Annotated in this window: 13 protein-coding genes; 7 read left to right on the forward strand and 6 right to left on the reverse strand. The window is 73.4% G+C overall.

Annotated elements, in window-relative coordinates; genetic code table 11:
- Positions 1–8 precede the first annotated feature (8 nt).
- The 3 genes from O7625_RS18790 to O7625_RS18800 form a co-directional block, all read right to left on the reverse strand.
- Positions 9–1310, reverse strand: coding sequence for an extracellular solute-binding protein (locus O7625_RS18790; RefSeq protein WP_282340252.1), 1302 nt, complete (start codon positions 1308–1310; stop codon positions 9–11).
- A gap of 86 nt (positions 1311–1396) precedes the next feature.
- Complete coding sequence (locus O7625_RS18795) at positions 1397–2425, reverse strand: LacI family DNA-binding transcriptional regulator (RefSeq protein ID WP_282347007.1); 1029 nt, start codon at positions 2423–2425, stop codon at positions 1397–1399.
- 213 nt (positions 2426–2638) lie between these two features.
- On the reverse strand, positions 2639–3370 hold the full coding sequence (locus O7625_RS18800; protein ID WP_282340254.1) for a DUF2470 domain-containing protein: 732 nt from the start codon (positions 3368–3370) through the stop codon (positions 2639–2641).
- A 69-nt stretch (positions 3371–3439) separates the two neighbouring features.
- Between O7625_RS18800 and rpsD the strand changes: the two genes are divergently transcribed.
- Entirely contained in the window at positions 3440–4048 is a 609-nt protein-coding gene (gene rpsD, locus O7625_RS18805; protein WP_282340255.1) for a 30S ribosomal protein S4, read from the forward strand.
- On the opposite strand, the gene O7625_RS18810 is transcribed toward rpsD, so the two are convergent.
- Both O7625_RS18810 and O7625_RS18815 read right to left on the reverse strand, forming a co-directional pair.
- Positions 4036–5883, reverse strand: a complete 1848-nt coding sequence (locus tag O7625_RS18810) for an ABC transporter ATP-binding protein (protein WP_282340257.1) — start codon at positions 5881–5883, stop codon at positions 4036–4038. The genes rpsD and O7625_RS18810 overlap by 13 nt on opposite strands.
- Positions 5880–7571 carry an ABC transporter ATP-binding protein gene (locus tag O7625_RS18815; protein WP_282340259.1) on the reverse strand — a complete coding sequence of 564 codons (1692 nt, stop codon included), beginning with the start codon at positions 7569–7571 and terminating at the stop codon, positions 5880–5882. Before O7625_RS18815 ends, O7625_RS18810 begins: the two co-directional genes overlap by 4 nt.
- Before the next feature lie 100 nt (positions 7572–7671).
- Here O7625_RS18815 and O7625_RS18820 point away from each other — a divergent pair, with 100 nt between their 5' ends.
- The 5 genes from O7625_RS18820 (at position 7672) to O7625_RS18840 (ending at position 12410) form a co-directional block, all read left to right on the forward strand.
- Positions 7672–8706, forward strand: coding sequence for an iron-siderophore ABC transporter substrate-binding protein (locus tag O7625_RS18820; RefSeq protein WP_282340261.1), 1035 nt, complete (start codon positions 7672–7674; stop codon positions 8704–8706).
- Complete coding sequence (locus tag O7625_RS18825) at positions 8706–9746, forward strand: iron ABC transporter permease (RefSeq protein WP_282340262.1); 1041 nt, start codon at positions 8706–8708, stop codon at positions 9744–9746. Before O7625_RS18820 ends, O7625_RS18825 begins: the two co-directional genes overlap by 1 nt.
- On the forward strand, positions 9743–10777 hold the full coding sequence (locus O7625_RS18830) for an iron chelate uptake ABC transporter family permease subunit (protein WP_282340263.1): 1035 nt from the start codon (positions 9743–9745) through the stop codon (positions 10775–10777). The genes O7625_RS18825 and O7625_RS18830 overlap by 4 nt, the downstream gene beginning before the upstream one ends.
- Positions 10774–11586, forward strand: coding sequence for an ABC transporter ATP-binding protein (locus O7625_RS18835; RefSeq protein ID WP_282340264.1), 813 nt, complete (start codon positions 10774–10776; stop codon positions 11584–11586). Before O7625_RS18830 ends, O7625_RS18835 begins: the two co-directional genes overlap by 4 nt.
- Before the next feature lie 149 nt (positions 11587–11735).
- Positions 11736–12410, forward strand: a complete 675-nt coding sequence (locus tag O7625_RS18840) for a hypothetical protein (RefSeq protein ID WP_282340265.1) — start codon at positions 11736–11738, stop codon at positions 12408–12410.
- Between the two features lie 85 nt (positions 12411–12495).
- On the opposite strand, the gene O7625_RS18845 is transcribed toward O7625_RS18840, so the two are convergent.
- Positions 12496–13386: a hypothetical protein gene (locus O7625_RS18845; protein WP_282340266.1), complete on the reverse strand. Its 891-nt coding sequence runs from the start codon at positions 13384–13386 to the stop codon at positions 12496–12498.
- A gap of 297 nt (positions 13387–13683) precedes the next feature.
- On the opposite strand from O7625_RS18845, the gene O7625_RS18850 reads away from it, so the two are divergent.
- Complete coding sequence (locus O7625_RS18850; RefSeq protein WP_282340267.1) at positions 13684–14568, forward strand: fructosamine kinase family protein; 885 nt, start codon at positions 13684–13686, stop codon at positions 14566–14568.
- Positions 14569–14686 lie beyond the last annotated feature (118 nt).

Genomic DNA, 14686 nt, shown 5'->3' on the forward strand with positions numbered 1-14686 from the left:
CCCACCTGTCACTTGCCGGTGATCTCCTTGACGCCGTCGGCGTACGGCTTGGCGATCGTGTCGAGCACCTGGTCGGGGGACTTGGACCCGTTGATCAGCGCCTGGAACCCGCCGACCAGCACGTCGTAGTAGCCGGGCACCGGCCAGTCCGGGTAGAAGGCCAACCCGTCCTGCTTGCTGACCGTGTTGAAGTCCTCGATCAGCTTGCGGTCCTTCGGATCGGTGATCTTCGCGGGGTCGCCGGCCACCGGGATGCCGCCGTTGTTCCCGATCAGGTCCTGGATCTCCGGGCGCAGGGTGATGTCGATGAAGTCGTACGCCAGGCTCTTGGCCTTGCTGTTGGTCGGGACGACCCAGATGTTGCCGGACGAGCCGGCGTTGAGGGTGTTCCCCGGGAACAGGAAGGTGTCCCAGTTGGCCTTCATCTCGGCCTTGAACCGGCCGTACCACCAGCTGCCGGAGACGATCATCGGGGTCTTGCCCGCGATGAACGCGGTGCCCATGTCCTCGGCCTTGAGGCTCGCCGAGTCCTTGGCGACGTAGCCCTTGCGCACCCAGTCGGCGAAGGTGTCCGCGCCGTACTTCAGCGGGTCGGCACGGAAGTCGACCGGGTTCCGGTAGAGCTGGTAGTCGTCGACGAACCGCCGGTCGGCCTTGGAGAGCGCCAACTGGTAGAACAGCTGCCCGGCCGGGTATTCCGCGCCGGCCATGCCCAGCGGGGTGATGCCCTTGCGCACGAAGGTGTCCATCGCGGCGGTCAGCTCCGCCATGGTGGTGGGCACCGTGACGCCGTGCCGGTCGAACAGGTCCCTGTTGTAGTAGACCGTGACGTACTCGCCGTAGTTCGGCACGCCGAACCAGTTGCCCGACCCCATCACGCCCTTGTCGCTGTACCGCGCGGTGGTCTGCAGGCTGGGGCTGAGCTTGTCGGCCCAACCGCGCTCGTCCGCCTCGCCGCTGAGGTCGGTGAGCAGGCCCTGCGACGACAGCAGGCCGGCGGTCGCGTTGCCCTTGTTGTACTCCATGATGTCCGGACCCTCGGACGAGTTGACGATCATGCCGGCGTTCTGCTGGATCTGTTCGAACGCCTTGCGCTCGAAGCGCACCTCGACGCCGGGGTGCTCGGCCTTGAAGATCTCGATGGCCCGGTCCCAGCCGACCCCCATCGCGCTGGTCTCGCCCTCGTAGTGCCAGAGCTTGAGGGTCCTGGCCCCGCTGCCGTCACCGCTGTCGTCGTCGCACGCGGCCACGGTGGTCGTCGCGGTCGCCGCCAGGGCGATCGCCGCGACGATCCGGTGGAATCGCTGCATTGCTATCCTCCTCGTTGAGTATCGAGCCCGGTACTTCGCTGGGTCCGTCGTCGCGTTGCCGCGCGGCGACGGGCCGTTTTGCCTGGTCAGCCCCCATCCGGGTGGTGACGTCGGGGTGCCGCGGTCGATCCCCGGATCTCCAGCGCGCACGGCAGCAGCTGCTGGTGGCACGCGGTGCCGGCCCCGTCCAGCTGGCGCACCAGCGCCTCGATCGCGATCCGGCCCATCGCCGACCCGGGCGACGTCATCGCGGTCAGCGCCGGGGTGGCCAGCTCGGCGACCTGCGGCGAGGTGACCATCGAGACGACCGAGACGTCCCCGGGCACGGACCGCCCCCGCGCGGTCAGCTCGCCGAGGATGCCGAAGATCGCCGTCTCGTTCATGGCCAGCACGGCCGTCAGGTCGGGCGTGCGCGCCAGGGCGGCGGCCAGCGCCGCCCGGCCGCCGGCGGCGCTGTCCTCGGCCGGGATCATGACCGGTTCCAGGCCATGGCCGGTCATCGCCGTGACGAACGCGTCCCGGGTCCGCAGCGCCGGCCCGTACCCGCTGGCCAGCGTCCCGGCCGAGTGGTTGACGTAGACGATCCGCCGGTGCCCCAGGCCGACCAGGTGCGCCACCGCCTCGCGTACGGTCTGCGCGAAGTCGATGTCGACGTAGGAGAGCCCGTCGGTGTCGCCGGTCCGCCCGATCAGCACCAACGGCACCCCGGCCTGCTGGAGCGTGCCGACCCGCTCGTCGGCGAGCTGCACCTCCATCAGCACCACGCCGTCGAACATCCGCTGGCTGGCCAGCCGGCGCAGCTCGTCGAGGTCGCCGCCCCCGCCGACGGGTGACAGCACCAGGTGGTAGCCGACGGTGCTGGCCGCCGCGGCGGCCCCGGTGACGAAGGCCGTCTCGGTGGCACCGATGCCGCGTTCGTCCATCGGCAGCAGCAGGCCCAGGATCCGGCTGCGCCGACTGGCCAGACCCCGGGCCATGGCGTTGGGCTGGTAGTCGAGCGCGGTCATCGCGGCGAGCACCTTGGCCCGGGTCGCCGGGGAGATCGGCCGGGCGCCGGTGAGCGCGTAGGACACGGTGCTGACCGAGACCTGCGCCAGGCGGGCGACGTCCTGCATGGTGGCCACCGCACACCTCCTCCGGCCAGGCACGGAACCGCGTCCGAGTGCTCGTCGAAGCGGTTCGACGAAGCGGTTCGACAGACGCTAGACCGCTGTTACGGCAACGTCAATAGTCGATGTCGAACGACCGCACGTCGGACCCGTCCACCCGCTGGCGGGCGCGGCCCTCTCGGCGACGCCCGCCCGCTGCCCGGTGCGTCCCGACGGGGCTCAGGCGGCCTGCCGGGGGCAGACCATCGGGTGCAGCACCCGGGACAGTTCGGCGACGTCCGCGACGGGGTGTGCGAAGCCCACCCGGGTCCGCCGGATGGCGTCCGGTCGACCGTGGACGACGAGCAGCCCGTACCGGTCGATCCGGACCACCCGGGGCGCCTCGGCACCGCAGAGCCCGAGCTGCCGGCGCAGGTAGCCCGCGACCTGCTCGCCGTGGTGGTCGGCGAGGTCGGCCAGCAGGTCCGCCTCGGCCGCGTGCAGCGGGTCGGGCTCGGCCCGGGCGTACGCCTGCGGGTCGATCGGGCGCGTCGCGCCGGCCCGCTCCCAGCGGGCTTCGGCCACCGCGAACCGGTGCAGCCGGAACCGGTCGCCCACGTCGAGCAGGTCGCCCGTCGGCCGGGTGGCGGCGAAGTCCATCGCGGCCCGTCGCGCCCCGTCGCCGTCGAGGCGTTCGGCCCAGCCGGAGAGCCAGGCCCGGCCGAGTGAGGGGGCGCCGGCGGTGGGTGGCAGGTCGAGTACGTCGAGGACGGCGGCGACGTCGGTCTCCCCGGCCGGCGGCGTGAGCGCCGTGGCGAGGTCGCCGGCTGCCGGCGTCAGCAGCAGCACCCGGCCGTCTGGATCGACGGCGTGCCGGACCTGGTGCGGGCCGGTGGAGCCGGGCAGATGGACGAGGGCGGGCAGCCGGCCCGCGACGAGGGTCCGCACGATTTCGGCCGGGCTGGGGCGCATGATCCCGATCTCCTCAAGGTAGGTTAGCCTTACCTAACCGTATTAGATCATGTGATCGGAGACGTCGACGTGAACCACCCCCGTCCCAAGGCCAGGCTCTCCCGCGCGCTCGGCATCCCGTTGACCCGTAAGTGCGTGCGGTACTTCGAGCGGCGTCCCTACCCGCCGGGCGTGCACGGCCGCAACCGGCGCAAGACCTCCGACTACCAGGTGCGGCTGCTGGAGAAGCAGCGGCTGCGCCACCAGTACAACGTCAGCGAGTCCCAGCTGCGCCGGACGTTCGACGAGGCGGCCCGGGGCGCCGGGAAGACCGGCGAGTCGCTGGTCGCGCTCCTGGAACGGCGGCTCGACGCGGTGGTGCTCCGGGCCGGGCTGGCCCGCAGCGTCTACCAGGCACGCCAGCTCGTCGGGCACGGCCACTTCACCGTCGACGGGCGCAAGGTCGACCGGCCCTCCTACCGGTTGCGGCCCGGCCAGGTCGTCGGAGTGCGCGAACGCAGCCGGACCCTGCCACCGTTCCAGCTCGCCGCCGCCGGTGCCCACGCCGACGACCGACCCCGGCCGTACCTGTCGGTGGAGCTGACCGGGCTGCGCGCCACGCTGCTGCGCGAGCCCGCCCGGCACGAGGTGCCGGTGGTCTGCGACGAGCAGCTCGTGGTGGAGTTCTACTCCCGCTGAGCGGTCAGCGACGGCCCGGCCGGTTGCCGTTGCGGCACCGGCGGGCCGTCGCCCCCGGTGGAGCCCGGCGCGACGCCGGTACGGGCCGCCTCCGGGCCGGCGGTGGCGCGGGCCGCCCACGCCGCCCACAGCCGGGCGTAGCTTCCGCCCGCGCCGACCAGCTCGGCGTGCGGGCCGCTCTCGACGATCCCGCCCCGCTCCATGACGATGACGTGGTCCGCCGCCACCGCCTGGGTGAGGCGGTGGGCGACGACCAGGGCGGTGCGTCCCTCCAGCGCGGCGGCGGCGGCCTGTTCGAGGTCGCGCGCCCCCGCGCTGCCGGCTTCGGCGGTCGCCTCGTCCAGCACCACGACCGCCGGGTCGAGCAGCACCACCCGGGCGAGCGCCAACTGCTGCGCCTGCGCCGGGGTCAGCGGATGGCCGCCCTCGCCGACCACCGTGTCCAGGCCGTCGGGAAGGGCGAGTGCCCAGGCCAGCGCGCCGACCCGGGCCAGGGCCGCGGTGAGTTCGTCCGGGGTGGCCCGTGGCCGGGCCAGCAGCAGGTCCTCGCGGAGCGGACCGGCGAAGACGTGGGTCTCCTGGCTGACCAGGGCGATCGTCCGGGCGGGCAGCTCGGTGACCGGAACGCCGCCCAGGGTGGCCGTGCCGCGCGCGGGGCGCAGCACCCCGGCGGCGATCGACGCGACGGTGGTCTTCCCGGCGCCGGTGGAGCCGACCAACGCCACCAGCCGACCCGGCCCGACCCGCAGGGAGACGTCGCGCAGCACCGGCGTGGCCCCGTCGTAGCTGAAGCCGACGCCGGTCAACACGAGGTCGTGCGTTGACGGCGCGGTGCCGCCCGCGTCGCGTCCGGGATCCGCGCCGAGCACGCCGACGAGGCGGGCCAGGCTCGCCCCGGCCTCCTGGGCCTTGTCGACGGTGACCATCAGCTGCAGGACCGGGCCGAACAGGCGGTGCAGCAGCAGCGCGGCCGCCGAGACCTCGCCGAGGGTGACGGCACCCTGGCGGACGAGCAGGAATCCTACCACCAGCACCGCACCGAGCCCGGCCAGCTCCGCCCCGTTGACGCGTCCCACCAGGCGGGTGTAGAGGGCGAACACGCCCGTCGAGATGTCCCGGGCGCGGGCCGAGGCCGCCGTGATGCCGGCGAGGTGCCGGTCCTCCAAGCGGTAGGCGTGCACCGTCCGGATGCCCTGCACGCTCTCGACGAACTGCTGCGACCGCTGCGCGATGGCGACCCGCTCGGCCGCGTAGGCCGGTGCGGCCCGGGGGAGGTACCACCGCGCCCCGAGCACGTAGAGCGGGACGGCGACCGCGCCGGCCAGCCCGAGCCGCCAGTCGATGCCGATCATCGTGCCGAAGCTGAGCGCCGCCAGCAGCAGCGCCGAGATCAGGGTGGGCAGCACCTCGGATACGGCCCGGTCGATGGCGCTGACGTCCGCGCCGACCCGGGAGACCAGGTCGCCCCGGCCGGCCCGGTCGAGCACCGCCACGGGCAGCCGCAGCGCGGTGTCCAGGGCGCGCTCGCGCAGGTCGGCGAGAATTCGCGCGCCCAACCGGCGGACCAGGTGGGCACCGGCGCCGGTGGCCAGGCCGCCCACGACCGCGGCGGCCACGATGACCACGGCGACCGGGACGAGCGCGTCGGTGCCGCCGCCGGCCCGGACCCGGTCGACCAGCAGGCCGAGGGCGTAGGCGGGGACGATCGCGGTGGCCGCGGCGACCAGCCCGACGGTCAGGGTGACGCCGGTGGCCACCGCGTGGACCCGTAGCTGCGCGCCGAGCCACGCCCTGCTCTCGCGCGGGCTGGCCACCGGCAGGATCGGGGGCGTCACCGCAGCACCGTCCGGCGGTAGTCGTCGTGGCTGACCAGTTCGGCGTGCGGACCCTCGGCGGCGACGGCGCCGTCGACGATGAACACCACCCGGTCGGTGGCGGCCAGCAGCGTCGGGCTGCTGGTGATGAGGAGGGTGCCGAAGCCGGCGTCCGGTCCGTGCCGCAGCGCGCGGATGCCGTCGGCGATGGCCCGTTCGGTGACCGCGTCGACGGCGGTGGTCGGATCGTGCAGCACCAGCAGCGGCGGCCCGGCGAGCAGCGCGCGGGCGAGCGCGACGCGTTGCCGCTGGCCGCCGGAGAGGTTCGCGCCACGCTCGGTGACCGGCATGCCCAGGCCGTCGGGGTGCAGGCGGGCCACCTCGTCGGCGGCCGCGGCGCGCAGCGCCCCGGCGAGCCGTTCGCCGTCGTCGTCGGCCCGGGCGAGGTTCGCGGCCAGGGTGCCGGTGAACAGGTCGGTGCGGTGCGGTTCGCTGTGCAGCACCCGTCGCGCCCGGTCGCGGTCCACCGCCTCCAGCCGCTCGCCGTCGAGCAGGACGTCGCCCGCGTACGCGTCGGGCACCGCCAGCAGCCGCGCCAGCGCCTCGGCGTCCGCCGGCCGGCGGGCCACCACGCCGACGAACTCCCCGCTGCGCAGGCGCAGGTGCAGCCCGGCCAGTGGGCCGTACGTCACGTCGGCCAGGCGCAGCTCGTTCCCGCCGCCGCCGGGCGCGGCGGCACCCGGTGGCAGGACCACCCCGGCGTGGAGGACGGCGGCGACCCGGTCCGCGGCCGCGCGGGCGGCGGCGGTCCAACTGGGGACGACCGCGAGCACGCCGAACGGTTCGACCAGGAACTGCGCGGAGCCGATCACGGTGACGAACTGGCCGACCGTGATCCGGCCGGTGAGCGCGAACCAGCCCGCCACCAGCGCGATGGCCCCGGCCAGCAGGGTGCTCAGCATCGTGGACGCGCCCAGGTACACGTTCTGGGTGCGGGAGGCGCGCACGGTGGCCGCGAGGGCGTGGCGGCTCACCCGGCGGTAGCGCCCGGCGCCGGCTTCCTGGGCGCCGATGCCGCGCAACGGGCGCAGCCCGGTCACCAGGTCCGTGGCGAGCGCGGTGGCCCGACCGGCCTGGTCCTGCTGCTCCCTGACCCGCCGGGCGATCAGCGGCGCGGTGCGGTTGAGGACCGCCAGCACGGTCGGGATGGCGACCAGCACGGTCAGCCCGAGCGGTGGCGAGATCAGCAGCAGCGCGACCGCGCTGACCGTGACCGCCACCAGGGCGCTGGTGATCCGGGGGATGTGATCGAGCAGATAGGAGGTGTACTCGGCATCGGTGGTGGTGACCGAGAGCAGGTCGCCGGTGTGCCGACCGGTCCGCAGCACGCGCGGGTCCAGGATCCGCGCCGCCAGCTCCACCCGGAGCTGGTGGCCCTCCTCGGCGATGGCCCGTTGCAGCTGCCGCGCGCCGAAGCGGTAGGTCACCGCCAGGACGAGATAGACCGCCGCCAGGATCGTGATCCAGCGGAGCAGTGCGGTCAGGTCGCCGGTGGCGACGCCCCGGTCGACGATGACGCCGACGAGGATCGGGACCAGGGCCGCGCAGAGCTGGTAGACGCCGGCCAGCGCCGTCCCGGTCCAGAGGCGCCGCCCGTTGCGGACGACCGCCCGGCGCAGGATCGGGGTACCGGCACTGACCTTGCTCACTGCCTCATACCCCCTGGTCAACGGCGTCGCGAACGTGGAGTACTTTACCGATCAAGTTTTAGGTAAGCCTGTCCTTACTATGTGAGTTGGAGTACTTCGCATGCGCCCCTCCCGGCTGCTCACCGGAATCGTCGCGGTCGCCACCACGCTCGCCCTCGCCGCCTGCGGCGGCTCGTCCGGCGCCGACGACAAGCCCGCCGCGTCCGGGAGCACGACGACGTTCCCGCTGACCGTCACCCACGCGCTGGGCACCACCACGATCGAGAAGAAGCCCGAACGGGTCGCCACCGTCAACTGGGCCAACCACGAGGTCCCGCTCGCCCTGGGGGTCGTCCCGGTCGGCTACGCCAAGGCCAACTTCGGCGACCAGGACGGCGACGGACTGCTGCCCTGGGACGCCGCGCGCCTCAAGGAACTCGGCGCGGCCACCCCGGTGCTGTTCGACGAGACCGACGGCATCGACTTCGAGGCGGTGGCGAACACCAGGCCGGACGTCATCCTGGCCGCCTACTCCGGGCTGACCAAGCAGGACTACGACACCCTGACCAAGATCGCGCCGGTCGTGGCGTACCCGCAGGCGCCCTGGGCCACCTCGTGGCGCGACAGCATCACGCTGGAGAGCAAGGCCCTCGGTCTGGCCGCCGAGGGCGACGCGCTGATCGCGAAGATCGAGAAGCAGATGAAGAACGAGGCGGCCCGCTACCCGAAGCTTGCCGGCCGGTCGGCGATGTTCCTGACCCACCTCGACCCGACGGACCTCAGCAAGATCAGCTTCTACACCACGCACGACACCCGGGCGCAGTTCTTCACCGACCTCGGCATGACCCACCCGGAGAGCATCGCCAAGGCCTCCGCGACGACCAAGGAGTTCAGCCTCACCCAGAGCGCCGAGCAGGTGCAGAACCTCAGCGACGTGGACATCATCGTGACCTACGGTGACGCCGAGGGCACCACCCTGGCCACCCTGCAGAAGGACCCGCTGCTCTCCAAGATCCCGGCGATCAAGCGCGGCTCCTTCGTCTCGCTGCCCGGCAGCACCCCGGTGGCCACCGCCGCCAACCCGACGCCGCTCGGTGTCTCGTTCGTCCTCAAGGACTACGTCGACCTGCTCGGCAAAGCCGCCGACAAGCTCTGATGACCGCTCTCACGACATCCGGGTCGGACGTCGCCCTGCGGCGACGCCCGGCCCGGATCCGGCTGGCCTGGCTGCTGGCCGTCCTCGCCGCCCTGGCGCTGGCCCTGGTCGCGTCGGTCGCCTTCGGCTCCCGGACCGTGGGCTGGGCCGACATCACCGCCGCCCTCGGCGGCACCGACGACACCCTCGACCAGGCGGCCGTGGTCAAACGCCTGCCCCGCACGGTGCTCGCGGCCCTGGTCGGCGCGGCACTGGCCCTGTCCGGCACCGTGATGCAGGGCGTCACCCGCAATCCGCTCGCCGACCCGGGCATCCTCGGGGTGAACATGGGCGCGATGCTGGCGATCGCCGTCGCCATGACCACCGTCGGCCTGTACACCGCCACCATGTACATCTGGGTCGCCATCGCCGGAGCGGCGGTGTCCGCGCTGTTCGTCTACGCGGTCGGCTCGCTCGGTCGCGGCGGCGCCACCCCGCTCAAGATCGCCCTGGCCGGGGCGGCCACCTCCGCCGCCCTCGCGTCGCTGGTGGTCGCGGTCGTGCTGCCGCGCGGCGACGTCGCCGAGAACTTCCAGTCCTGGCAGGTCGGCGGGGTCGGCGGGGCGAGCTGGGACAGCATCGGCCAGGTCCTGCCGTTCCTGCTCACCGGGCTGACCGTCTGCCTGCTCTGCGCCCGGGCGCTGAACTCCCTCGCGCTCGGCGACGACCTCGCCGCCGGCCTCGGCGAACGCGTCGCCCTGGTCCGGGGGGTCGCCGCCGCCGGCGCGGTGGTGCTCTGCGGCGCGGCCACCGCGGTCGCCGGGCCGATCGCCTTCGTCGGCCTGATCGTCCCGCACCTGTGCCGGCTGCTCGTCGGCCTCGACCACCGCTGGCTGCTGCCGTTCGCGACCCTGGTCGGCGCGGTACTGCTGACCGTCGCGGACGTCGCCGGCCGGGTGGTGAACCGCCCCGACGAGATCGCGGCCGGCATCGTCACCGCCCTGATCGGTGCCCCCTTCTTCATCTACATCGTCCGGCGGCAGAAGGTACGCGAACTGTGAGCACCACGACCCTCGACGCGGTCACCCGGGGCCGGGTCCGGCGCCGCCGCCGACGGCACGCCGTGCTGGCCGCCCTCGCCGGGGCGGTGGCCGGCATGATCGTCGTCTCACTGATGGTCGGGCAGACCGTCTACCCGGCCGGCGACGTGCTGCGGGTGATCCTCGGCGAGACCGTGCCCGGCGCCTCGTTCACCGTCGGTGAACTCCGGCTGCCCCGGACCGTCCTGGCGCTGGCGGCCGGGCTCTGCTTCGGCATGGGCGGCGTCACCTTCCAGACCATGCTGCGCAACCCGCTGGCCAGCCCCGACATCATCGGCATCAGCTCGGCGGCGAGCGCCGCCGCGGCCTTCGGCATCATCGTGCTCGGCCTCGGCGAGACGGGCGTCTCGATCTTCGCCATCGTCGCCGCGCTCGGCGTCGCCGTCCTCATCTACCTGCTGTCGTTCAAAGACGGGGTGGCCGGCACCCGGCTCGTGCTGATCGGCATCGGCATCGCCGCCATGCTCAACAGCGCCACGGCGTACGTCCTCGACCAGGCCGGCCAGTGGGACCTGCAGGCGGCGACCCGCTGGCTCAACGGCAGCCTCAACGGCTCCACCTGGGACGAGGCCGTTCCGGTGCTGGTCGCGCTGGCCGTGTGCGGTCCGCTGCTGCTGAGCCAGGCCCGGAGCCTGACCATGCTGCAACTCGGTGACGACACCGCCGCCGCGCTCGGCACCCGGCGGGAACGCACCCGGCTGGTCTCGATCGTCGCCGCCGTCGGCCTGATCGCGTTCGCCACCTCGGCGACCGGGCCGATCGCGTTCGTGGCCTTCCTGGCCGGGCCGATCGCCGCCCGGCTGGTCGGCTCCGGCGGTTCGCCGCTGGTGCCGTCCGCGCTGGTCGGCGCGCTGCTGGTGCTGGTCGCCGACTTCCTCGGCCAGTTCGCCTTCGACGTCCGCTTCCCGGTGGGGGTGATCACCGGGGTGCTCGGCGCTCCGTACCTCATCTACCTGCTCGTCCGCACGAACCGCGCCGGAGGCTCGCTGTGACCGTCGACCACGCCCTGACGACCGAGAAGCTCACCGTCGGCTACGGCGACCGGACCGTCATCGACTCGCTCGACCTGCTCGTCCCGCCCGGCCGGATCACCGCGATCGTCGGGGCCAACGCGTGCGGAAAGTCGACCCTGCTGCGGTCGATGTCGCGGCTGCTCGCCCCGCGCGCCGGCCACGTCCTGCTGGACGGCCGGGCGGTGCACCGGATGCCGGCCAAGGAGCTGGCCCGCACCCTCGGTCTGCTGCCCCAGTCGCCGATCGCGCCGGAGGGCATCACCGTGGCCGACCTGGTCGGCCGGGGCCGCAACCCGCACCAGCGCCTGCTGTCCCGGTGGAGCAGGGACGACGACCGTGCGGTGGCCGCCGCCCTCGACGCCACCCACACCGCCGACCTGGCCGACCGGTCGGTCGACGAGCTCTCCGGCGGGCAGCGGCAACGGGTGTGGATCGCGATGGCCCTGGCCCAGCAGACCGACCTGCTGCTGCTCGACGAGCCGACCACCTTCCTCGACGTCAGCCACCAGGTCGAGGTGCTGGATCTGCTGACCGACCTGAACACCACGCGCGGCACCACGATCGTGATGGTGTTGCACGACCTGAACATGGCGGCCCGTTACGCGGCCCACCTCATCGCGCTGGCCGACGGTGGTGTGCACGCGGCCGGACCGCCGACCGAGGTGCTGACCGAGGACTGCGTACGCGCGGTCTTCGGCCTGGACAGCCAGGTCATCGTCGATCCGGTCTCCGGCCGGCCGCTGATGCTGCCGATCGGCCGCCACCACGTCTCGGCCGCCCGCCGGTAGCCGCCCGCCGAAGGAGTCGCCCGTCGGAGGAGTCGCTCGCCGGGGGAGTCGCCACCGCCCCGCGCCGGGCGGTCGGAGGCGATACTCTGATCAACTCCTGTCGATCGACGGGTTGGTCCCGTACCGCCCCCACACCCTCCGGAGGCACCATGAGGTCCCGCTTCGCCCGCACGCTCGGCGCGCTCGCGCTGGTCCTGGGCGCACTCGCCGTACCGGCGACCCCGGCCGCCGCCCACGCGACGGCCGACCCGATCGGGATCTACCCGCCGATCGAGGGATCGTCCATCTGGGACAAGTTCGGTAGCACCCCTCCGGCGAGCCATCACATCGTGTTCGGGAACTGGGGCTACACCAACGACTGGGCGGTCGACATCTACCGCAACCCGGGGGCCACGGTCGTGTCCCCCTTCGGCAGCAAGACGGCGGCCGGGCACCCGGTCGCGGTGACCGTGGTGACGGTCCGGGCCGGCTGCGCGACCGGTAACCTCGCCGACGGCGGCTACCGGATCGGGCTCGAGGCCCGGGACACCACGACCGGCGAGGTCATCGCCCGGGCGGACGTGATGCACGTGAACAACAAGCCCGGCGGCGTCGTCGTCGGCGCCTCGGTCGGCCCGTGGACCAAGCTCGGCGAGACGGGTCGGTTCCGCTACTCGAGCTGCTACCAGGTCAACGGGGACAGCGGCGCGCACATCCACCTCGAAGTGATCAACCAGCACCGCTACTCCTGCTACGTGAAGCGCGCCGCCGGGACGACGCTGACCGACGAGACCGTGGTCGGCCGGGTCGGCACCCACTACTCCGGCCAACGCTCGGCCTGCTGACGGCGGACCCGGGCGGCCGGACCGCGATGCCGTGCGACGGTGCCGGCCGTCCGGGTCAGGGACGGGTGACCCCCCGGACGGCGGCTCAGCCGTCCTGCGGGATCGGCCGTCGTCGGCGTCGTGGCGCGTCGACCGTGCCGGAGATGCCGAGCCGGCGTTCGACGATCCGCCGGCGGACCGCCCCGGCCGACCGTTGCACCTCGTCGGCGAGGACCGTGTACCGGTAGCGGCTGTACCGGTAGCGGACGGTCAGCAGCCCACCGGCGAGGCACACGATCACCAGCACCGCCACGGCCAGCATGATCCATGCGCCCCGTCGCCGGTCCCACAGTGACGGGGCCACCGCGGTCACCGTGGCGGCCAGGGTCGCCACCGCCCAGCCGAACACGAGGACGGCGGTCACCCGGTGCGCCCCCAGCCAGCGGCGCGGGCCACGGTCGCGGCGCTCCCGCAGGGCCGGCAGGATCTGGTCCAGCAGGAGCGCCAGGGCGCGTTCGAGCGCGGGCGACTCCGCCTGTTCCGCGTCGGCGCCCTGGTGGACGACGCGGCGGAGGGTGCTGCGGATCTTGACCGGGTCGTCCACCGGGACCTGGTCGGGTGGCCACTGCTCGTCGAACCGGCGCTGCCGGACGCTGCGGATCGCGGCCCAGGTGACCATGCCGGCCGGGATCGGCATGCCGAGCAGCCAGCCCAGGTATCCCGGCCAGCCGACCTCCTGGGTGGCGGTGTTGATGCCGTAGCCGCCCACCGCGGCGATGAGAACGGCCGCGACCGGCTGCTGGACGCTCCTGACGTACTCGTGCTCGCGCATCCCCTGGACCAGCGCGCTGGCCTGCTCGAGCCGCTGCCGGAACAGGTAGGCCAGCAGGTTGCTGACGAAGACCGCGGCCATCAGCAGGACCGACCACACGGCGATGCTGAACAGCACCGGCGGCTCGTCGGCGGGTGGGGAGGCGACCAGCGCGGACAGGATCACGTGTGCCGATGTTAGGTGACCGGACAAGCCGCCGACGCCCGCCGCCGGCCCGGAACGGTCGACCTGCCGGCCACCCGCCGGGCGGACGAGTGGGTCGGACGAGTGGGTCGGACGAGTGGGTCGGACGAGTGGGTCGGAGCTTTGTCCTAGGATGGTTTAGGGAGTGTGCGCGACCGCGCCCGCCCACCACGACCCGCCGCCCGGCGAGGACGGCCGGATCACCGCGACCGGCTGCCCGGCTAGGATCGCCGGTGGCCGACCGGGCTGTCGGGTCCGTGTCCGGGCTGGAGGATGTCGATGTCGTCGGTCCTGCTGAGGGAGCGGTTGGCGCGGGCCGGGATCCGGGACGTGGTGGCCGTGACGCCGGTCGACGGTGGGCTCGCCGCGTTCGCCGGGGTGGCCGACCGTGTGGATGCGCCGCCGGTGTTCGTCAAGACGCTCGTCGGAGCGGGTGACGGTGGCGACGACGTCTTCGTCACCGAGGCCGAGGGGTTGGCGGCCCTGCGGGACCTGGGCGGAATGGTGACCCCCGAGGTGATCGCGGCGAACCACGAGGTGCTGGTGTTGTCGCTGCTGCGGCCGCGGCCACCCGACGAGGTCTTCTGGGAGCGGTTCGCCCACCGGCTCGCGCACCTGCACACGAGCACCGGCTGGCACCGGTTCGGCTGGCACCGCGACAACTGGTTGGGGCGGCGCCAGCAGGTCAACACCTGGGCCGACGACGGCTTCACCTTCTTCGCCGAGCACCGGTTGCTCCGCTGGCTGTCCGAGCCCCGCGTCGAGGCGGCGCTCACCCGCGCCGACCGGATCGCGCTGGAGCGGTTGTGCGCCCGGCTGCCCGAACTGTTGCCGCAGCGACCGGCCTGTCTGACCCATGGCGATCTGTGGGCGCAGAACGTGCTGGCCACCCGGGACGGTCAGCCGGCGCTGATCGACCCGGCGGTGTCGTACCTGTGGGCCGAGGTCGACCTGGCGCACCTGTGGACCACCGCGCCGCCGCCGGAGTCCCGCCGCTTCTTCGCGGTCTATGCCGAGTTGACCGGTCTCGACGACGGGTGGCCGGCCCGCATGCCGATCGTCCAACTGCGACAGCACCTGGCGGTGGTGGCCCAGTTCGACGACGACTGGGGTGCCGCCGAGACGATCCGGGCCACGCTGACGCCGTTCCGGGTGCACGGCTGACCGGGCGGTCGACGGGACGACCGGGTGGTCGGCCGGGGCGCGAGCCGTCCCGGCGTGACCGGAGGTGGGGGCCGGTGTTCGGTACGTCACCAGGCGGGCGCGCGGGCCGGGGCACCGG

Origin of the sequence: Micromonospora sp. WMMD714, from assembly GCF_029581315.1 — a bacterium.
Lineage (GTDB): Bacteria > Actinomycetota > Actinomycetes > Mycobacteriales > Micromonosporaceae > Micromonospora > Micromonospora rifamycinica.

What these genes read in the sequence shown, in the direction of transcription:
- O7625_RS18795 (WP_282347007.1), bottom strand. Translation starts at nt 2,425, where the DNA reads ATGCAGGACGTCGCCCGCCTGGCGCAGGTCTCGGTCAGCACCGTGTCC.
- O7625_RS18820 (WP_282340261.1), top strand. Translation starts at nt 7,672, where the DNA reads ATGCGCCCCTCCCGGCTGCTCACCGGAATCGTCGCGGTCGCCACCACG.
- O7625_RS18840 (WP_282340265.1), top strand. Translation starts at nt 11,736, where the DNA reads ATGAGGTCCCGCTTCGCCCGCACGCTCGGCGCGCTCGCGCTGGTCCTG.
- O7625_RS18790 (WP_282340252.1), bottom strand. Translation starts at nt 1,310, where the DNA reads ATGCAGCGATTCCACCGGATCGTCGCGGCGATCGCCCTGGCGGCGACC.
- O7625_RS18825 (WP_282340262.1), top strand. Translation starts at nt 8,706, where the DNA reads ATGACCGCTCTCACGACATCCGGGTCGGACGTCGCCCTGCGGCGACGC.
- O7625_RS18800 (WP_282340254.1), bottom strand. Translation starts at nt 3,370, where the DNA reads ATGCGCCCCAGCCCGGCCGAAATCGTGCGGACCCTCGTCGCGGGCCGG.
- O7625_RS18850 (WP_282340267.1), top strand. Translation starts at nt 13,684, where the DNA reads ATGTCGTCGGTCCTGCTGAGGGAGCGGTTGGCGCGGGCCGGGATCCGG.